The organism is Bacillus sp. MHSD_36 (assembly GCF_030757775.1).
Taxonomy (GTDB): domain Bacteria; phylum Bacillota; class Bacilli; order Bacillales; family Bacillaceae_G; genus Bacillus_A.
Genome location: NZ_JAVBIS010000005.1, coordinates 91,429 through 110,775 on the forward strand (window position 1 = coordinate 91,429; position 19,347 = coordinate 110,775).

Here is a 19,347-nt window from a genome sequence, read left to right on the forward strand (position 1 = left end):
TGTTGTAGGAAGCAACTACGGTTGCTTCCTTTTTATTTTGCACATATCCCCTCCTACATGTAAATGAAACAAGCAATTGAACTACAGGTGTTATAATAAACTCAATCAAACTAAGGGGGAAAATTACTTTGCAAGGAAAACACATTCAATTTCACAAGTTTGGCAACCCAAAAGATGTATTACAAGTTGAATATAAAAATATAGAACCATTAACAGATAATGAAGTTTTAGTCCGTATGTTAGTTAGACCGATTAATCCATCTGACTTAATTCCCATTACCGGAGCGTACGCACATAGAATTCCTTTACCTAACATACCTGGTTATGAAGGTGTTGGTATTGTAGAAGATGTTGGTGCGGGCGTTACTAGCGACCTTATCGGTAAACGTGTTTTACCGTTACGAGGCGAAGGTACTTGGCAGGAGTATGTGAAGACATCAGCTGATTTTGTAGTCCCTATTCCTGATTCCATCGATGATTTCACCGCGGCACAAATGTATATTAATCCTCTTACAGCGTGGGTTACTTGTACAGAAACGTTAAACTTACAACGTAATGACGTTTTATTAGTGAATGCTTGTGGATCCGCTATTGGACATCTATTTGCGCAGTTATCACAAATTTTAAACTTTCGATTAATTGCCGTTACAAGAAATAATAAGCATACAGAAGAATTACTGCGCCTTGGTGCTGCATATGTAATTGATACTTCCACTGCCCCGCTTTATGAAACCGTTATGGAATTAACAAACGGGGTGGGTGCGGATGCTGCGATTGATTCTATCGGAGGACCAGATGGAAATGAATTAGCTTTCTCCTTACGTCCAAACGGGCACTTTTTAACGATCGGTCTTCTATCAGGTGTACAAGTTAATTGGGCAGAGATTGTCACGAAAGCAAAAGTGCACGCGAACATATTTCATTTACGACATTGGAATAAAGAAGTGTCACCATATAAATGGCAAGAAACGTTTCGTCACTTAATTCGCTTAGTAGAAAATAAGCAATTACGTTTTATGAAAGTACATTCTACATATGACTTAGCGGATGTGAAAGCGGCCGTTGATGTTGTGCAGTCTGCTGAGAAAACGAAAGGGAAAGTGTTTTTGACGAGTTATTGAATGCACATGAAGCGTATAACAAAGAACTACGTTTAAATAACAGTGTTTGTTAGAACTTCTTGTTTTAATTTATTTATCGTTCTCTGATGAGCACTATTTATTCAACATTTTCTTGACACAAAAAAGAACCCTAAAACCGTGTCAGGATAGGAATGTATACAATAATGCATAGATCGATAGAACAAAGAAAGGAGGTTCCCTTGTAAGGGGAAGATTCCTCCTTTTCCTTGCTACTGATAATGTTACGTTATGTTTATGCGATATTCATAAAATCCGAACTGTTCAATTTGTTAAGATTAAAAAACTATAGTTGAAATTCTTTCTTTATAATTTGAGCTACTTCAGCAGCATTTAGATTCGTATTATTGATCCTTATATAATTTTTCTCTGTAATTTCTCCTTCTCTTGAATTCAATCTAAAACTTTCAAATGTGCTTAATAAGTTCTGTTCAGATTGTTCAATATTTCTTTTCGTTGGCTTATGTTCAAGTCGATTAGGTGTTTTATTTCGTTGAAGTCTTTCTTCTACATCAGCTTCTAGTTCAACAAAATAAATATCAATTCCTTGGGAACGAAAAATATTACATATACTTTCAACATCATCCCAATCTTTCTTTTCATTAAACGCCCATACGTATGTAAAAATCATTCCATAATGTTCACTTTTTGAAAATGATTGAAATATTTCTTTTCGAAAGAGATGTGTTAATCGCCACATTTCCGGAGAGAATCCATACAGCGGCTCCAATAAATCAATTGTCATATGGTTATGAAATAATTTTAAATCAGTCATCTTTGCTAGTTCTTGTCCAACTGTCATTTTCCCAACTGCTTATGGCCCAAATATCAAAACAAACTTTTTCATCGAATGCCCTCCAAAGAATACTAAGATATAAATTGTAAAACAAGAGATTCTGTAAATGTACCACAATCAAAATATTTTGTATAATCAATATATTTTTCTGTACTTTGTATTAATAAAAATTATACCAAATATTCACCATTTGATATTCTTGGTATCACTCAAGAATATCAAAATTCACTCCAACACACAGCCTAAAAATTTTTACATGTTAAAATTATCTCCACTCAAACAGGATATATTAATATATGGTATTATTTAATTAAAAAGGGTAAGAAGATTCAAACATGTGGCTAATCACGGCAATTTGGCCTGTTCTAATAGTCGGGGGAATTGTAGTATTTGTAATAAAAAGATTGGAACATAAATATAATCACGGCAATTTGGGTAAGAAAAAATCAAATGAGGCTCAAATTTTATTAGACAGTTTCATACCGATAGGAATGCTTATTGGCTGTATAATCGGTTTGATTTTCGGCATGTTTTTCCCGGATTATTCACTTCTTGCAGCGAGTTTAGGATCCGGAATCGGCTATTTATTAGGGGTTTTTCGCCTATGAAATTTATAGCAAGGCAGAAAACAACTTTTCCTAATCCCCAAAAAATAAACGGGACAGTACATAGTAGTCATCAAAATATGTACTGCCCTTTATTTTTGCATCAACGTTATCACCGTACCTTCCACATCCTATACACCTTTTTGATTGATTTTCCTCTCCTCCCTCTTTTGTATATTCGCTTTTTTGTTTTCATTAGATCTATACCCATAGTAAAGTAGAGCGCATGTAATAACTGAGCCTACAATGTATCCTAAAAAACATCCTAACCAAAACATAATGTAATCGCCTCCATTCATAATAAATTTTATGTACTATAACTCTTTACATGCTCAATCGTTTATTTCTATCAACTATACACTCTCTAAAGCTATTCATACCATTATTTTTCTTCTTACCTCAAATGACAATTTTATTATTTGTCATAAAGTTGACATTTTTCCATATTATTACTTTTATCTTTAGGAATAATATACTACATTTGAAATAAGCAGGCTAGTATATCGGCTCTTCTCCTTCTTACCTTTAGTTATGAACAAAAAAATCCCCTCAGAGTATAAACTCCAAGGGGTGAGCCTGTTTTTTATTTACTTATATACGTACAGCTGTACCACTTACAGCAACCATTAACATTCCATCACGAACAACTTCGTAATCTACGTCAACACCAACGATAGCGTTCGCACCTTTTTGTTTTGCAAGTTCTTTCATTTCATCCATTGCGATATCACGAGCTTCTTTTAGCTTGCTTTCGTAAGAACCAGCACGACCACCGACAACATCACGAACAGAAGCGAATAAATCGCGGACAATATTTGCACCCATAATAGCTTCACCATTTACAATATCGATATACTCAATAATTTCTTTACCTTGAATTCCAGAAGTTGTTGTTACAATCATGAATGACACGCTCCTAATAAATTGTAGTTTAAATAAGCTTTCTTATGTCTTTATTATGACATGGAACAAGCAACGAATCTATTGAATTACCTTACAGGAATGTGACAGTTTTGTAAGAATAAAGTGCCTATTCCATTTAATAAAACGCTTTCACGTTCGGATACATAAAAGATTCTCTATTTTCTTTCCAGTCCTTTTCTACTTCTTTAAAAGTTGGTCGTCCTAATTCTTCCTTGTTTCCCTGTTTATGAAACCATTTCTTTACATACTTCTCTCCATTTTTATTTTGCACTGTACAAAGGAAGCTATTACTACTATCCTTTAATATTTTTACAATCACGACAAGACACCCCTTCTCTCTTAAACTTGATCTTTTACTATAAACCCTTCCTCTCTTATAGTCATACGACTCCTCGGTCGCGCCAAAGTTGTAAGATCAAAAAACGATATTCATTATATTTAAATATGTGACGTACATATTATTTAAAGAAATCAGAGTTATACGCATTGTGCTTATCAAATATTTCATAGATTTCTAACTTATCATCTAATTTTGCATCTACTAAAATTAATATATTTCCATCGTAAATGTATTCTTCATACTTCTTAGCGTGTTCTTCTGGAATGCCTAATCCGATAAATGCTCCTATTAAACTTCCAGCTCCTCCGCCAATACCGGCTCCCCCAATAGCTGCTGCGATAGGTCCCGCTGCTACAATTGGGCCCAGTCCAGATACGGCAAGTACACCAAGACCTGTTAATAAACCACCGAGTCCACCTGCTACTCCTCCTGCTACAAGTCCCGTCGCTGAAAAGATATCCCCTTTATGTGCAGTTTCATGATTCACTTTTTCACCCGATTTTTCTTCCAGGTGTTCAATTTCATCTTGATCCTTTGCAATAGCTGAAATGTTATTAGCCGCATATCCTTTATCTTTTAATTCATTAATAACGAGTGCTGCATCATCAATTTTTCTAAAAACACCTACTATTTTTCTGTCTACATTCATAACTAGTAACCTCCTAAATTTTTATATCATTTATCTTTATTACTCTTCGTTTTTATATACACTAATTTTTTTATTCACATAACCATTTACGAAAAATGCTAATAATAAAAGGACTACAAGAGAACTACTTAACAAGTAAATGAAATCAAATGTAATATCCGTTATCATTTTATCCATATGTAACAGTCTCCTTTTTATTTAAAGTAAAAGTATAGAACCTTACAATTCATTTTCGGTCAATCTCTTCATGGTATATGTATACCCTTCCCAACCCTTTCTAAACGTAAAAAACTATAATTATATTTTTTAAATTTTATATGTTTAACATTTTTTAAAACGGGTACGTTTATATTGTTATGCTTACTATACAGAAAGGGATATTACGATGAATGCCATTCAATCTACTACTATTCTTTATAATGAAACACCTACAATAACGCAGATTCATCACTTTTATGCTTTAATGACAACATTTCAAACGAATGTATTTATAAGTAAACACGGAACACTTACTTCTATTAAAAACTTAAGCACATTAGTATCTTTTTTCCTTACTGTCAAAAAGAGAGAACTTGTATTATTTATCTTTGAAGGAATAGATGCAAAAAAAGCTTTAAGAACACTTTTTCCTTCTTAAAAGTTTTATAATCCCCCTATTCCCTCGATTTTTACTTTTCATATATAGTTTTATATTTCAAAATGATTTCCTCTGTGAAAAACGAACCCCCTAATACAATAGGGGGATTTCTAGTTTGGCCTTACGAAAACTGATATAATATATATTACGTTTTCATTCTTTACGATTGAAAACTTTTAATAATCTTGAAGGTAGGAATTTTTGATGAAATCGAAAGCAAAATTTAGTATTCGTTACAAAATTATGGCTGGTTATTTAGTTATCATTTTGTTCTTACTTATTTCTTTCATTATGCTAAACAATGAGATTTCCAGTTTACAAAAATCTCGTAACTTTATTATTGAGCACGATTTTAAAGTTCTTAATTTAACGAATCAAGTGGAGAAAGATTTACTAACAATTGAAAATAAAACGAAAGGATTTATCACTTCTAATGATGTAAATTACGTTCAATCCCTTAACGCTGCAGAAAAGGATTACGAAAAACATTATCAAAATCTTTTAGCTCTATTAGAGGATAACCCCTCTCAGCAAGAAAAGTTAAAACAGATTAATAAAAACATTACTAGTTGGATTAATAAAGAGATTCACCCATTCATTACAAATCATAATAGTAATAACGTACAAGCAATCGACACGACTCAAATTCAATCACTACAATCGCAGCTAACTAACTTCCGTAGTGTAGAGGAACAACTAACGAAAAAAAGAGCTGCACAATTAGATACGGAAAATAATAAATTAGAGATTTGGTTATACAGCTTATTGTTCTTACTTTCTTGTATTTCCATTATCATTTCACTCTATATTTCGAATTCCATTACAAAAACAATTAAAAATGTAATTCAAGCTATTAAATCCATTTCTTCTAAAGAAAAAATTACGGAAAGAATTCATGTAAACAGCCATGATGAAATAAAAGATTTGGCTCATACAACGAACCATCTACTAGACGAAATATCGAAAAGAGAGTGGTTGCAAACTGAGCTTGCCGAATTAATTTTAATGTATCAAGGTGTATCTTCTATTGAGATGTTAGGTAACAAAATTCTTAGTGGGGTTATACAAAAAACGCAAACTTCTTGTGGTGCATTTTATGTACGTGAAGAAATTGAAGATACTGTTTACTATGTGAAGAAAGCTTCTTTCGCAGATCAAGGTGCTGATATTGGAAAACAATCCATTAAAATGGGTGAAGGTTTCATTGGACAGTCTGCTTTAGAAAAGAAAAGTTTTATTCTCAGGGACATACCTGAAGAGTTTCGTTACGTTACTACTGGATTATTAGAAATACGCCCTAAAAACCTACTAGTTATCCCTATCTTATTTGAGGATGAAGTAATCGCAGTAATGGAGTTAGTAAGTGTAACTGAGATTTCAGACTTACATCAAGATTTAATTCAACAAACCGTTGATAATCTAGGTTTAACAATCCATAGCATTATGGGACGTATGCGAATTCAAACTCTTTTACATGAATCACAAGCAATGACAGAAGAGCTGCAAGTTCAATCAGAAGAATTGCAAACGCAAGCTGAGGAACTACAAATGCAAGCCGAAGAATTACGAACAACGAATGAACAACTAGAGTCTAGAACAGAAGAGGCGGAGCAAAAGACAGCTGACTTACAAATTACTAAATCAGAATTAGAAGAAAAAGCAAGTGAGTTATTACGTAGCTCAAAATACAAATCTGAATTTCTAGCAAATATGTCACATGAATTACGCACACCGTTAAATAGTATTTTACTATTATCTGAAATGTTAAAAGAAAATCATGATAATCATTTATCCGACGATGAAATTGAATTAGCAACTGTCATTCATTCATCAGGGAAAGATTTACTTACTTTAATTAATGACATACTAGATTTATCGAAAGTAGAAGCCGGGAAACTAGATGTGATTTTTGAAGCAACTAATATAAGTGACATGGCAGCAAGTATGCATCAAAACTTTTTACATATCGCTGCACAAAAAAATGTCCAATTTACCGTTGAAGACAGTGATACGATTCCTGATTTATTTTATACAGATGCAAAACGGATTGAACAAATTATTAAAAACTTATTATCCAATGCATTTAAATTCACGGAAACAGGATCCGTTTCTTTACATTTCGATTCAATAGCAACAACTAATTTAAGTCCTGATATGCAGTCTATCAGTAATGATTGGATGAAAATTTCGGTAAAAGATACTGGTATTGGTATCGCTAAAGAACAGCATCAACTTATTTTCGAAGCCTTTCAACAGGCAGATGGTGCAACGATTCGAAAATACGGTGGTACAGGCTTAGGTTTATCTATTTGTAAAGAGTTTGCTAGATTGTTAGGTGGTTGGATTACGTTAGAGAGTCATGTAGGAGAAGGCAGTACTTTCACCGTATATATCCCTAACCTTCCAAATGGATTAACTGATGTACAAGTATCTAATTTAGAAGTTGCAGCAACGATAGAAGATGTTATTCCTGCTGAAGTTGTGGAGGAAACTATCGTGACGCCAGAAACAAGTAACGTCTTCCAAGAGAAAAACATTTTAATTGTCGATGATGATCACCGAAATATATTTGCATTACAAAATGCATTAAAAAAACAACATGCCAACATTATTACTGCACAGAACGGCATAGAGTGTTTAGAGATACTAAAAAACAATACAAATATTGACCTTATTTTAATGGATATTATGATGCCGAATATGGATGGTTATGAAACGATGGAACATATCCGAATAAACTTAGGATTACATGAAATACCTATTATCGCATTAACTGCGAAAGCAATGCCAAATGATAAAGAAAAATGTTTATCTGCTGGCGCTTCAGATTATATAAGTAAACCATTAAATTTACATCAACTCTATTCGGTAATGAGTGTATGGTTAATAAAATAAGTGAGGTTTAGTTTAAGTGGAAAATAAGTATTATAATTTTGATCCATCTGTAGATATGGATAAGCGTACGAACTTAGAAATTGAATTACTATTGGAAGCGGTATTTAAACTATCTGGCTTCGATTTTCGCCAATATGCTCGCACATCTATTTATAGAAGAATTTGTAATCGAATGCAGATTTCTAATATCCCAACCATTTCAAAATTAATTGAAAAAGTAATTCATGAGGAAGGGGTTTTAGAACAGTTATTAAATGATTTCTCCATTAACGTAACTGAAATGTTCCGTAACCCTAACTTTTTCAAAGCGCTAAGAGAGCATGTCATTCCTGAATTAAAAAAGTATCCTGAAATTAGAATTTGGCACGCTGGGTGCGCAACTGGTGAAGAAGTATTATCCATGTCCATCTTACTTCACGAAGAAGGATTAAGTGAAAAAGCTGTTATTTACGCAACAGATATGAATACAGATGTGTTAGAAAAAGCAAAACAAGGCATCCTTCCGTTAAATAAAATGCAAACTTATACGAAAAACTATTTACAAGCTGGCGGTACACAAGCATTTTCTAACTACTATTCAACAGATAATCGTTTTGCTTATTTTAATCCATCTCTTTTACAAAATATTATTTTTGCGCAACATAATTTAGTAACTGATCAATCTTTTAACGAATTTCATATTATACTTTGCCGTAACGTTTTAATTTACTTTACGAGTAAACTTCAAAACCAAGTACAACAACTATTTTATGAAAGTTTAGGTCACAACGGATTCCTATGTTTAGGAAATAAAGAAACTCTACGTTTTTCCGATATAATGCCGCATTATATCCAATTTAATCCGAACGAACAAATCTATCAAAAAATACAATAAAGTGAAACTTTAATCAGTGGGGGGGTATTCCCCACTGATTATTAGTTGAACCAATCGGGCGTTTACGGGCAGTTGATCTCCCACCTACCTTCTTTGCTTCAGCCTAATTTTTTTGGTGGGAGTCTTACTGCCCGTTAATGCGGGGTAAAAGCGTATGAAATCCTCTGTTTGGATTTCATACGCTTTTTATTTCGCATTCGTTTGTATCATAATGAGGCACATATCATCTGATTGCGCTTTCTTCTGTTCTTCCTTATAAAACCCTTCTATCTCTTCTTCTAAATCTCCCCATTTTCTTTCTGTAAAAGCACGTAATTTCTCTTCAGCCTCAAATTCATCATTTGCAATTGCTTCAAGAACACCATCTGTAAACAATGTGATTTGAGCGTTCTTCTCAAAAGGTATAACTGTCTTTTCAACTTTTATTTCATCAAAAAATCCTACCGCACAACTCCCGCGATTCAGTTCAACCATATTTGTTTCATCAACTAAAACGTATCCAGAAGGATGTCCTGCATTTACATATTCAATCGTTCTCTTTTCTGTATCCACTACTAAGTATATCGTTGTAAAATAATATGGAATATTGTCATTCTCATTATGTAAAAGAGTCATATATTTATTTAAGTCTTTAATGACGAGTTCTGGATCGATTAAAGATTTAATCGTTTCACGTAATACAGACGAAATAAACATACAAACTAATGAAGCAGATATACCATGTCCCATTACGTCCAATAATATAATACCGTAGCGGTTTTCATCGATTTTATACCAATAATACATATCTCCAGCTAGTTTGAATGAAGGTAAATAGCTTGCTTCAATTTTTATATGATCTTCTCTTAATGGGCTACTTAATAAGTTTCTTTGTACTTGTGTAGCTAAATCTAGTTCATTGCGAAGGTTTTCTTCTTGTTCTTTATGCCAATTTAATTCTGATTTCAAGCGTAATGCTACACGCATACGCGCTAACAATTCAACTTTATTTATCGGTTTCGTAATATAATCCATTGCGCCTATATCAAGCGCTTCAGCTAATTTATTCGCATCTTCTAAAGCTGTTACAAAAATAATAGGAATATCTTTAAACTTCTCCTCGTTTTGTAATCGCCTACAAACTTCAAGTCCATCAATTTCAGGCATCATAATATCTAATAGTATTAAATCAATTTCATTATGCCTTGAAGAATCTTCTCCAAATTGAATATATTCGAAAAGCTCTTGTGCAGAATTAAGCGATACAAGATCCTGATATCCGGCTTGTTTTAAAATTTTTTCAATTACAAAGATGTTAACCGGATTATCATCGACAATTAAAATGGACACAAGTTATTTCCCCTTTTCTTATTTAAAATGTAAATCTATTATCACTTTCTATTTTTCTAGTATTGCATACTCAGTTATAAAATGAAAATTTCCTACTCAAACATATTTATACAGCAAAAGAACAAACCCCCTAGAAATGAGAGTTTGTTCTTTCACTCTATAAATTAATTTAACACCATTGCTTTGTCACTTAAAAGACGATCTAACTCTTCCATATGATTTGTTTCATCTGCGATCATATCTTCTAACTTTACAACTAACTCTGTCATATTTAATTTCGCGGCCTGTTCTTTTCTCGTTTCATAACGCTTAATTGTTTCATATTCTGATTGTCTAGCGTATTCTAACATTTCTCTAACATCTTCTACTTGTTTCACTGGTAAAGGGATGGTAGTAGGTGTACCACCTAACGTCTTAATTTTCTCTGCTAAATATAGGGCATGTCCTTGTTCATCACTAATTTCAGATTCAAAGAAAGGTTTTAACACTTGTCTATATATACCAGAAACTGTAGCAGCATTATGGTTATACATAATAATTGCTGCGTATTCTCCAGCTAAATCTTCATTCAATCCTTCAATTAGTTCTTTCACATCGTGTGACATTTTTATATCTCCTCCTATACTTAATAACTACCCCTTTTCTCATGTTTTAAACATAATTCTTTTAAATTTTTATGTATCTAAAAATGCTGCTTGCTTCAATTTACTTATCGCTTGTCTTTTAATACGGGAAACGTGCATTTGTGAAATACCTAACCGTTCCCCTGTATCCTTTTGATTTAAATTTTCTCCAAATATATAATGAATAACACTCTTTTCCGTTTCATTTAATACGTTAAAAATATCCTTTAAAACGAGACGCCTTTCTGTCTCTTCATATCCTTGCTCTACTTCACCTACAGATTCAATTCTCGCTACCGAACTTCCATCCGATGAATTTTCAACTACATCATCTAAGGAAGATACTCGATAATTATTTTTCGCATCCATAATTTCTAGCACTTCCTCTTCGGATAGCCCTAAATGATCCGCAATCTCTATAATCTTCGGTGAACGTTGCAGATGATCTGTTAGCTCCTCTATCGCAAGTTTAATCTTCCCGCCTAAATCTTTAATTCGCCTTGGAACATGAATACCCCAAGTCTTATCACGTAAATACTTCTTTATTTCCCCTACTATCGTAGGTATTGCAAACGGCTCAAAAGCATTCCCTATCGAATAATCATACCTTCTTATTGCGCCTAAGAGCCCTAACATTCCTACTTGTATAATATCCTCATGCATCGGTCCACCTTTTGAATAGCGATATGCAATGGAATGTACGAGGTTTTTATAGTGATTAACTAATCTTTCCTGCGCTTCATCACATTGGTTTTGTTGAAAGTCTGCAATTAGTTTAATAACGTCTTCTTTAGCAAGATTTGTAGGTTGAGATTGGATTTCCATCATTCTCCACCTGCTCTCTTTGTATATATTTTGTCATTAAAACTGTCATGCCCTCATCATGCATAATTTGTATATCATCCATTAACGTATTGATTAAATATAAACCTAAACCATTTTCCGGCAAATGTTCTACTGGTTTACTAATATCATACGGACCAACTTTCTCTTTTAAGGTACTAAAATCAAAGCTAACCCCATTATCAGCAACCATAATTTCTAATCGACCTTCATATAGACCAAAGACAATTGCAATTTCTCCAACGTCTTCTTTGTATGCATGTTGTACAATATTTGTACATGCTTCACTAATAGCAATTTTCATATCTTCTATATCATCATAAGCAAAGCCCATTCGATTCGCAACACCAGCCATTGTTAAACGAATAATAGCCACATATTCTGCCTTTGCAGGAATTTTCATTTCTATCTTTTCAAATCTCTCCATCATCCCTAGTCACCTTCTTTCTACTTTTTCAAAATCCGAATTCAAATTTAATATTTCTGTTAGCCCTGTAATATCAAATAATCTTTTTAGTCTTTTAGATACACCAATAAATTCTAGTTTCCCATCATTTTTCTTAACCGCTTTTAATAGAGCTATAAACACGCCTAAGCCCGTACTATCCATATACTCTACCTCAGTAAAATCTACTACAATATGAACCTCTTTCTCGCTTGCAATAGGCATCATCTTATTTTTTAAATCTGATGCCGTATACGCATCAATCTCACCATTAAGTTGCACCGTATAACCTACATCATTTTGCAAAATATTTACTGCCAAATTCATCATTTCCGCCCCCTTATCTCAAACTACTACTATATTAATTACCCATAAAAATTAGTTTTAAACATATTTTTTAATTTTAATTATAAAGTGAAACTTTAATCAGTGGGGGTTTTCTTCATCCCCCACTGATTATTAGTTGAACCAATCGGACTTTTATGGGCAGTTGATCCCCCACCTAACTTCTTTGCTTTCGCTGAATTTTGAGGTGGGGGTCTTACTGCCCATTAAAGCGGGATAAATAATTTTTCTACACCTTACCCAGCTTCATGCTTAAAAAATACTACAAAATGTTTAAACCTTATAAATTTGTGTATGTATAACGTATAAACATTATTTTTAGGGGGATCTATCTATGGAAGAGCACAATTTAAAAAAGGGAGATTTCGTTCAATTTTCTTATCGACACGATCATGCTACAAAATTAGTTGGTTCCATTATTAACATACTAACGAATACAATTGTAGTGGATATAGGTAATGACGAGGACTTATCTCATATAGAACCAAGGCAAGTCGTAAGAATAAATAATTGTAAAAAGGTAACGATGGCTTAATACATAATAGAAAGTGTAATTTTAATGAGTGGAGGTTCTTCATCCTCCACTCATTCCTATGTAAAATACATAAAAAAAGCATCCAATTAAACTAATTTGGATGCTTTTTTTATGTATTTTTACGAGCTTACTAACCTTATAGTCACATATAACAAACTTAAGATTACTATTCATTATCATACTTACGCTTTCCGTAGCATTCTAGAAAAGAATGTAACGATTAAAATAAAGACAATTGCACCTAGTAACGCTGGAAGAATAAAGATGCCTCCCCATTCAGGACCCCAGTGACCAAATAACGCACTACCTACCCAAGATCCGATTAATCCAGCAATCACATTACCAACTATACCTAAAGGAAAGTCTTTCCCCGTAATCATTCCAGCTAACGCACCAATAAGTCCACCTACGATACACGTAATAATAAGTCCCACAATTAACCCCCCTATATTCGTTTTATATTGGATTCATCAAGCTTTGGTATATAACCAAAGCTTGATGAACATATATTATTCTTTATTATCCAATTCATCACTTATCTTTTGTTTCACTTTTCCGACTTTTTCTTTTATCGTTCCCTTCGTCTTTTCCCACTTTCCTTCATTTTTCAACTCTCTATCGTCTGTAACTTCACCAATTCCTTCTTTTACTTGTCCTTTTTTCTTTTCAACTTTGCCTTTAACTTGTTCTTTTAGCCCGTTCTCACTCATATTTACAATCTCCTTTTCGTAATAGATTTATAGATTTACAGGATACAAATTTAAATAGAATACATGCATCTTCTTTCTTGTAACCATTCACCGACTCTTTCTAAATCCTTAACGAATAACAAGATTTTTCCTTCATCCAGCTTTTCTTCGTAGAAGTTTGCTTCTTCCTCATTAAGCCCTAACTCTTGCATCTTATTTCTTAACTGATCTCCCGTGTTTTGAAAGACGTTAATAATGCTTGTCCCAAGCCCTTCCTCTTTTATCCCAATTGTATTCACGTCTGCATTATCTGCGATTCTATTTGTCCTGTCTTTCTCATGTGTTAATACGTAAATATCTTTTTGGTCTATTCCTTTCTTCACTAGATCATTCGCCGCATTCATGACCTCTTTCTCCGTAATAAATTCATATACAAAAGGTTTACTATACTTCGTTTCCATCTTTAACTTCCTCCTTTAAAATGAATTATTTGTTATATTATATGTAGTACACCCATTTTCGAAATGTTAAACATAAAATATGAAAAAAGTTATGTGAATTTTTTCTATCCTAAAACTAGTAGAATAAAGTGAAACTTTAATCAGTGGGGGTTTTCTTCATCCCCCACTGATTATTAGCCCTCACCAATCGGACTTTTATGGGCAGTTGATCCCCCACCTAACTTCTTTTCTTTCGCTGAATTTTGAGGTGGGGGTCTTACTGCCCATTAAAGCGGGATAAATCCACTTACAATAACTACCTAAATTAACAGAAAATTGTTATAATTAAGCGTAAGGAGGGATACTATGAAAAAAATCATATCTATATGTACTCTAACCGCTCTATCTTTCACTTTAATAGGCTGTGCCAGTACCTCAGCTACAGACAAATCTCCACAAGCTAAGCAAGAACAGAAACAAAATGCCTTTCAATTAAACTCCGCAAACATTACAGATATCGAAATACTTAGCACAAAAAATAACAACGTTTCAAAATCTCAAACCGACAACGAAGAAATGATACAATCTATCGTTTCAGCAATTCAAAAAGGCACTCCTAAGCAAATCACACTAGATCACAAAAAGAGAGAATCTGCACATTCTACTATTACCGTTACATATAAAGATGACGTAAAAGAAGAGTTTCTTGTATGGGTTGATAATAAGGAGCAAATTACGATTGCTAAAGATGAGAAGAAAGATAAGGTTGAAAGTGTGGTAGTGAACATTAAAGATGCGAAAATGATGAAGGATTTCTTTTAAAATTTTAATATAATTGATGTTAAAAAAGAGTAGGATTGTGCATCCTACTCTTTTTTAATCTTGTCCAATAAATAAACTTTTATACAATCTATTTAATATCTAATTTTGCTAAATCATGTTGTAAAACATTATTTCCTTCTTGTGGGTTAAATACTATTGCACTAAGACCAAAAACATTCGTAACAACATCTCGATGTTTCGAACGAATGATTCTTACTTCATAAGCAAAAACTCCTGGAGGAAGAGCTGCTGAACGAAAAGTAACATATCGATTAGGTGCCAATGTTTGTGTTGAAGGGTCTACTAATGGTAACAATACCGGAGAACCCGATGACCAATCAAACATTTCAACAGTTACTGTATGAGTATCATCTGGATCAACATTCATAGCTTCCACAGTAAGAAACAACGTAGCGGAATGTCTACGTAATACACCCGTTGACAAAGTTTCATTGTGATGTTTATGACATCTTCCAGGAGGATGACCATAGCCATAACTCATATCAATTCCCCCCCTTTCATTTACAATTAAGGACAAGTATTCCTTATAATATATAATGCTAGTATTATTTGAATGAAAGGTATAAAAGCGGATTTCCATCTGTCTTTTTGGATATTTTATTTTTTATTTATTCCTTCTTAAAGAATAATATAGATTCTCTTATTTTGCCCTTGAACTCTTTCTAAGAATAAATAAATCTATTTTCAAAAGGACCTGCTCCATTCATTCATAAAAGCATAAAGTAAATGGAATCCGTTAAAACACATGAGTGAACCTTTGTTTTTCCCCTCCTATTAAAAGGAGGAACTGTTATGGGCTTTGGTGGTAGTTGTGGCGGCTGTGGCTTCGCCGGAGGATTTGCTTTATTAGTTGTATTGTTTATTTTATTAATCATCGTTGGAGCTGCTTGCTTCTGCTAAAAAACTATCGAAAAGACACTCATGTGAGTGTCTTTTCTTCATATGTAAAAAAAGCCCACCTATTTCCGTAGGCAGGCCCTATCTTTATTACACAATAAGAAAGTATACTCTCTTTTCCTCTGAATTTTTATGTAATTATACATATTCATGAAAATAGAAGAAGTAAAATTGTCATTACAACATATTTTCCACTTTCAACTTAGTTATCAATGGATAAACTTTATTTATATATTCATGGGAATCATCCATTGAAAATGAATCTTCTTTAAGTCAAAACTGTCATTTTAAAAAAGAAAAAGACACCCTAAGATGCCTTCCTCCGACTTGAACCATCTTAATTTTAATAATATGTATTGGACTCTTATCTAAAAAATAATCTAATGTATTCCAATCAGAGAAAGATAATGATAAAATAAAAGTGCAACAAGATGTTGCTTAGTTTTTAAATTTTATGGGAATAACACAAAAGCTAGGTTTGGTCGCCAAGTTTTTTCATTCCTATCGGTCATGAAATACCCCGGTTGGTCGCCAGGGTATTTCTTTTTTATTAACGTATATATAGGTCTATTATGGACAAAATAAAATATAATCTTAGTAGAAGATAGAACACTGACATCTTTGCCGCTTCTAAATCACTTTGGTCTTGTGCGAAGAAAGTATGGTCAGTACTTTCAGCTCAGTGTTCGATCTACTTTAGTTTTTGAGTTGAGTGTTGCTAATCATAGCAGCACTTTTTTACATTCCAATTTGTTCTTTGATGAATTGAATTATATGTTTTACAAACTGGTTTTGCGTGAAGAAGTAATGAATATTTCTCAGTACTGTCGTCCACGATGCTAGATTACTTACGAAAGACTGTGATTCTGTCTTTTTGGTCGCCTTTTTTTACGTTTTTTCATTCCTGTCCCTCCCTTCATAAGGGAAGGGCAAAGATGGCACATTTTATATTTTAAAGAGTTATATAGAAGAGGACATGCTATTCATTAGCAAAATAAAGAAAAGACACCCTAAGGTGCCTTCCTCCGACTTGAACCATCTTAATTTTAATAATATGTATTGGACTCCCATCCAACTATTATTTTACCATGTTAAGTTGTTTTTGTTTATTGAGAAATACAATAGTTTATGTATGCCGGTCTTCTGTATTAGATATTTTGGTAATCCTTGCAGCGATTAACAAGAGAATAAGCTATTAATTAAAGGTAAAACCACATGCTAAGCGGATGTAACATACCAATAAAATTTATACTGTATATCTTATATATGACGTAGGAACCAGAAGAAAAAGGAATTAGCACGTAATTATCGTGAAGAAGTAGCCATAGTCGTAGTTCTAATGAGGTTTTTATTAAATTAAGTTACGTACATTTTCAAATTGTATATACAATGAAATTAACCCGGATATAACAATCAATGGAAGGATTACTGCAAGTATATTTTTTAGAGGGACACTTTTGTCTGGGACGCCGGGGTGGATAACAAAAGCGAGTAAAACAATTGCTCCAATAATACCTAAAAGTGTATGAATGACCATCATCCTCCTAAGGACTATTATTATTAAAATTATATCGCATTCAAACGCTTATAAAGTAAATATTTTACAATTAAACCCAGATGTTGCATTTTCAAATGCAACAAATCCCCTCAAAGCATCAGCTTTAAGGGGACCCATCCTATCATCTTCTCTCTTCATATAATCGATTTGCTTTATACGAACAAACTAAATACATAACAATTGCAGCAGGGATAAACAACCATGCAAAGCCTCTCATCAATGCAAGTGGTGTTTCAAATAAGAATGACCATAGAAATGATACACCTTGCTTATCCCATAGTCCTGGCGTAAAATATAGTTCTTTCGGATTTGCAAGTGCTCCTAAATGAATCGTGTCATTAAACATGAATAGAATTAATATCGGAATAGAACATATAGCTAATTCTAAAAATGTTTTAGATAGACGTTTATATTTCCCTGCTCGTGACATTTGATCTGAAAAAATGTCATCTTCACTTTCCTCATTTCCCTTTTTAAAATAGTGCGTACCTGACCACCAATTACCAGCTATATGCTCCCAGCCACTATCTTCAAATAATGTGCAGTAATTAATAAAATCACTTTTTCTACTAAATACTCTATGGTCTATTTTAATCGTCGCATCTTCTGGTTCTGTATATCTAAATGTATAACCAAATGTATCGCTCTCTAGTTGATAGCCTTTCCAAGCCATCTCTTCTAACCATTTTTCCTCTTTCTCAAAGTCTAAAAAGAATTTCAATTTCCACATCATCGTTTCCCCCTAACTATACGTGTAATAAACTTTTTGTAACCGTAATAATGTGCTGCATTCTCATAAAGTCTAAATGCAATACTTCTTTCCCACGTTCCGTAATGACATACACTTTTCTTCGTTTATCTTCACTTTTTACCGATTCTATTAAACCTTGTTTTAATAAATTTTCAACCGCCCCATACAATGTACCCGCTGCGATTTTCACTTGATGATTACTCAATTCCTCTACCTTTTGCATAATTAAATAACCATGTGCTGGCTCTAATAAAGCTAAAAGAACGTAATACGTTGTTTCCGTTAATGGTAAATTTTTATCTCTATTCATAAAGACCTCCAATGTAACGATAACTATATAGTTTAGCTATATAGTTAGACTGTATATGTCAAATTAAGTTATAAAAAAATAACCTAGATCCCATAGGATCTAGGTTATTTTTTTACATAAACGTAATCGTCACTAAAGAATACCCTTCTTTCGCATTATACGGCTCAGCTTTATAAGAAACACGGTTCGCTCCTTGCGGATAACCGATTTCTCCGATTACTTTTTTCACATCTTGCAATGCGCCATCCATTGATTGTTTATAAAGGATTTCAATCTTTGCTGATTTTGTGCTATAACGCTGCTGCATTTTATTTTTGAATTCATTATAGTTATTTGCGATGTATTCTAAATAATTTAACTTTGTATCTTTGATTCTGGTGCAAAAACTTCAGGACAATTGCAATAAATCTACAAATCTTAGACATACTGATACTACTAATGTAAAGAAGGTGCGTGATTGGTATGGAAAAGGAAATACAATCGATTTTTACCTAAGCAAAACAAGAGACCATAAAGCTGCAAAGTGTTTTTGCAAGAAGGCCTTGCAGTCTTTTCATGTTTCAACACCTCGTGTTATAACAGTCGATAAAAATCCAGCTTATCCTATAGTAATTGAACAGTTAAAAAAGAAAAAAGCATACCTCGTGATATGCGACTTAGACAACAAAAGTACTTGAATAACATAGTAGAACAAGATCATCGTTTTATAAAGAAGCGAATTCGTTCTATGCTAGGGTTCAAATATTTTGACACAGCTACATCCATTCTTTCTGGAGTAGAAGTCATGCATATGATAAAAAAAGAACAAATTGATTTACGGAACCTGTCTGTCCAAAATCAGAAAGAATTCATCCATCAATTGTTTGGGCTTGCGGCATAA

24 protein-coding genes and 3 pseudogenes are annotated in these 19,347 nt (G+C 33.2%); 9 read left to right on the forward strand and 18 right to left on the reverse strand.

The annotated features are described in order from the left end of the window. Positions 1–128: 128 nt before the first annotated feature. Positions 129–1,121 carry a zinc-dependent alcohol dehydrogenase family protein gene (locus tag Q9B79_RS20400; RefSeq protein ID WP_306187106.1) on the forward strand — a complete coding sequence of 331 codons (993 nt, stop codon included), beginning with the start codon at positions 129–131 and terminating at the stop codon, positions 1,119–1,121. A gap of 304 nt (positions 1,122–1,425) precedes the next feature. On the opposite strand, the gene Q9B79_RS20405 is transcribed toward Q9B79_RS20400, so the two are convergent. Further along, positions 1,426–1,941 carry a shikimate kinase gene (locus Q9B79_RS20405; protein WP_306187108.1) on the reverse strand — a complete coding sequence of 172 codons (516 nt, stop codon included), beginning with the start codon at positions 1,939–1,941 and terminating at the stop codon, positions 1,426–1,428. A gap of 329 nt (positions 1,942–2,270) precedes the next feature. Here Q9B79_RS20405 and Q9B79_RS20410 point away from each other — a divergent pair. Next, a pseudogene (locus Q9B79_RS20410) lies at positions 2,271–2,577 on the forward strand (hypothetical protein). 554 nt (positions 2,578–3,131) lie between these two features. Here the strand turns inward: Q9B79_RS20410 and Q9B79_RS20415 are convergent. From Q9B79_RS20415 to Q9B79_RS20430, 4 genes are all read right to left on the reverse strand, one after another. Beyond that, a complete protein-coding gene (locus tag Q9B79_RS20415) occupies positions 3,132–3,443 on the reverse strand; it encodes a YbjQ family protein (RefSeq protein WP_000637511.1) in 312 nt (103 codons plus the stop codon). Positions 3,444–3,579: 136 nt separating this feature from the next. Beyond that, positions 3,580–3,783: a DUF4028 family protein gene (locus Q9B79_RS20420; RefSeq protein WP_306187110.1), complete on the reverse strand. Its 204-nt coding sequence runs from the start codon at positions 3,781–3,783 to the stop codon at positions 3,580–3,582. A 139-nt stretch (positions 3,784–3,922) separates the two neighbouring features. After that, positions 3,923–4,453: a general stress protein gene (locus tag Q9B79_RS20425; RefSeq protein WP_306187113.1), complete on the reverse strand. Its 531-nt coding sequence runs from the start codon at positions 4,451–4,453 to the stop codon at positions 3,923–3,925. Between the two features lie 39 nt (positions 4,454–4,492). Next, positions 4,493–4,630, reverse strand: a complete 138-nt coding sequence (locus Q9B79_RS20430; RefSeq protein ID WP_000359816.1) for a hypothetical protein — start codon at positions 4,628–4,630, stop codon at positions 4,493–4,495. Positions 4,631–4,838: 208 nt separating this feature from the next. Between Q9B79_RS20430 and Q9B79_RS20435 the strand changes: the two genes are divergently transcribed. The 3 genes from Q9B79_RS20435 (at position 4,839) to Q9B79_RS20445 (ending at position 8,859) form a co-directional block, all read left to right on the forward strand. Next, on the forward strand, positions 4,839–5,090 hold the full coding sequence (locus Q9B79_RS20435) for a hypothetical protein (protein ID WP_000991708.1): 252 nt from the start codon (positions 4,839–4,841) through the stop codon (positions 5,088–5,090). A gap of 204 nt (positions 5,091–5,294) precedes the next feature. After that, a complete protein-coding gene (locus Q9B79_RS20440) occupies positions 5,295–7,985 on the forward strand; it encodes an ATP-binding protein (RefSeq protein WP_306187116.1) in 2,691 nt (896 codons plus the stop codon). Positions 7,986–8,001: 16 nt separating this feature from the next. Continuing rightward, a complete protein-coding gene (locus Q9B79_RS20445; RefSeq protein WP_306187118.1) occupies positions 8,002–8,859 on the forward strand; it encodes a CheR family methyltransferase in 858 nt (285 codons plus the stop codon). Positions 8,860–9,045: 186 nt separating this feature from the next. Here the strand turns inward: Q9B79_RS20445 and Q9B79_RS20450 are convergent, their stop codons facing one another. The 5 genes from Q9B79_RS20450 to Q9B79_RS20470 all read right to left on the reverse strand — a co-directional run bounded on the left by Q9B79_RS20450 (position 9,046) and on the right by Q9B79_RS20470 (position 12,429). Next, the gene (locus Q9B79_RS20450) at positions 9,046–10,188 is read right to left on the reverse strand and encodes a fused response regulator/phosphatase (protein ID WP_306187121.1); all 1,143 of its coding nucleotides are present in this window, start codon (positions 10,186–10,188) and stop codon (positions 9,046–9,048) included. A 164-nt stretch (positions 10,189–10,352) separates the two neighbouring features. Continuing rightward, positions 10,353–10,793 carry a ferritin-like domain-containing protein gene (locus Q9B79_RS20455; protein WP_306187123.1) on the reverse strand — a complete coding sequence of 147 codons (441 nt, stop codon included), beginning with the start codon at positions 10,791–10,793 and terminating at the stop codon, positions 10,353–10,355. Between the two features lie 69 nt (positions 10,794–10,862). Continuing rightward, positions 10,863–11,639: an RNA polymerase sigma factor SigB gene (gene sigB / locus Q9B79_RS20460; protein ID WP_098669112.1), complete on the reverse strand. Its 777-nt coding sequence runs from the start codon at positions 11,637–11,639 to the stop codon at positions 10,863–10,865. Beyond that, positions 11,602–12,084: an anti-sigma B factor RsbW gene (gene rsbW, locus Q9B79_RS20465; RefSeq protein ID WP_306187127.1), complete on the reverse strand. Its 483-nt coding sequence runs from the start codon at positions 12,082–12,084 to the stop codon at positions 11,602–11,604. The genes sigB and rsbW overlap by 38 nt, the downstream gene beginning before the upstream one ends. Before the next feature lie 6 nt (positions 12,085–12,090). Further along, entirely contained in the window at positions 12,091–12,429 is a 339-nt protein-coding gene (locus Q9B79_RS20470) for an STAS domain-containing protein (protein WP_048526513.1), read from the reverse strand. A 349-nt stretch (positions 12,430–12,778) separates the two neighbouring features. On the opposite strand from Q9B79_RS20470, the gene Q9B79_RS20475 reads away from it, so the two are divergent. Beyond that, a complete protein-coding gene (locus Q9B79_RS20475) occupies positions 12,779–12,979 on the forward strand; it encodes a methyltransferase (protein WP_306187128.1) in 201 nt (66 codons plus the stop codon). A gap of 182 nt (positions 12,980–13,161) precedes the next feature. Here Q9B79_RS20475 and Q9B79_RS20480 read toward each other — a convergent pair whose 3' ends face one another. From Q9B79_RS20480 to Q9B79_RS20490, 3 genes are all read right to left on the reverse strand, one after another. Further along, a complete protein-coding gene (locus Q9B79_RS20480; RefSeq protein WP_000522902.1) occupies positions 13,162–13,413 on the reverse strand; it encodes a GlsB/YeaQ/YmgE family stress response membrane protein in 252 nt (83 codons plus the stop codon). 75 nt (positions 13,414–13,488) lie between these two features. Further along, on the reverse strand, positions 13,489–13,689 hold the full coding sequence (locus tag Q9B79_RS20485; protein ID WP_097890582.1) for a CsbD family protein: 201 nt from the start codon (positions 13,687–13,689) through the stop codon (positions 13,489–13,491). A gap of 50 nt (positions 13,690–13,739) precedes the next feature. Next, positions 13,740–14,129 (reverse strand): YflT domain-containing protein, encoded by a 390-nt coding sequence (locus Q9B79_RS20490; RefSeq protein WP_001970546.1) that lies wholly within the window; start codon positions 14,127–14,129, stop codon positions 13,740–13,742. A gap of 345 nt (positions 14,130–14,474) precedes the next feature. Between Q9B79_RS20490 and Q9B79_RS20495 the strand changes: the two genes are divergently transcribed. After that, positions 14,475–14,930, forward strand: coding sequence for an LptM family lipoprotein (locus Q9B79_RS20495; protein WP_306187130.1), 456 nt, complete (start codon positions 14,475–14,477; stop codon positions 14,928–14,930). Between the two features lie 88 nt (positions 14,931–15,018). On the opposite strand, the gene Q9B79_RS20500 is transcribed toward Q9B79_RS20495, so the two are convergent. Continuing rightward, positions 15,019–15,432, reverse strand: a complete 414-nt coding sequence (locus Q9B79_RS20500; RefSeq protein ID WP_306187132.1) for a hypothetical protein — start codon at positions 15,430–15,432, stop codon at positions 15,019–15,021. A gap of 311 nt (positions 15,433–15,743) precedes the next feature. Between Q9B79_RS20500 and Q9B79_RS20505 the strand changes: the two genes are divergently transcribed. Next, positions 15,744–15,851, forward strand: coding sequence for a YjcZ family sporulation protein (locus Q9B79_RS20505; RefSeq protein ID WP_000505670.1), 108 nt, complete (start codon positions 15,744–15,746; stop codon positions 15,849–15,851). Positions 15,852–17,199: 1,348 nt separating this feature from the next. Here the strand turns inward: Q9B79_RS20505 and Q9B79_RS20510 are convergent. The 4 genes and pseudogenes from Q9B79_RS20510 to Q9B79_RS20525 all read right to left on the reverse strand — a co-directional run. After that, positions 17,200–17,388, reverse strand: coding sequence for a hypothetical protein (locus Q9B79_RS20510; protein ID WP_306187136.1), 189 nt, complete (start codon positions 17,386–17,388; stop codon positions 17,200–17,202). 139 nt (positions 17,389–17,527) lie between these two features. After that, positions 17,528–18,139 carry a DUF2812 domain-containing protein gene (locus tag Q9B79_RS20515; RefSeq protein WP_306187138.1) on the reverse strand — a complete coding sequence of 204 codons (612 nt, stop codon included), beginning with the start codon at positions 18,137–18,139 and terminating at the stop codon, positions 17,528–17,530. Between the two features lie 13 nt (positions 18,140–18,152). Next, positions 18,153–18,467: a PadR family transcriptional regulator gene (locus Q9B79_RS20520; RefSeq protein WP_001078069.1), complete on the reverse strand. Its 315-nt coding sequence runs from the start codon at positions 18,465–18,467 to the stop codon at positions 18,153–18,155. A 112-nt stretch (positions 18,468–18,579) separates the two neighbouring features. Beyond that, positions 18,580–18,840, reverse strand: a pseudogene (locus tag Q9B79_RS20525) (S-layer homology domain-containing protein); the annotation flags it as partial. A 91-nt stretch (positions 18,841–18,931) separates the two neighbouring features. Here Q9B79_RS20525 and Q9B79_RS20530 point away from each other — a divergent pair. After that, positions 18,932–19,347, forward strand: a pseudogene (locus tag Q9B79_RS20530) (DDE-type integrase/transposase/recombinase); the annotation flags it as partial.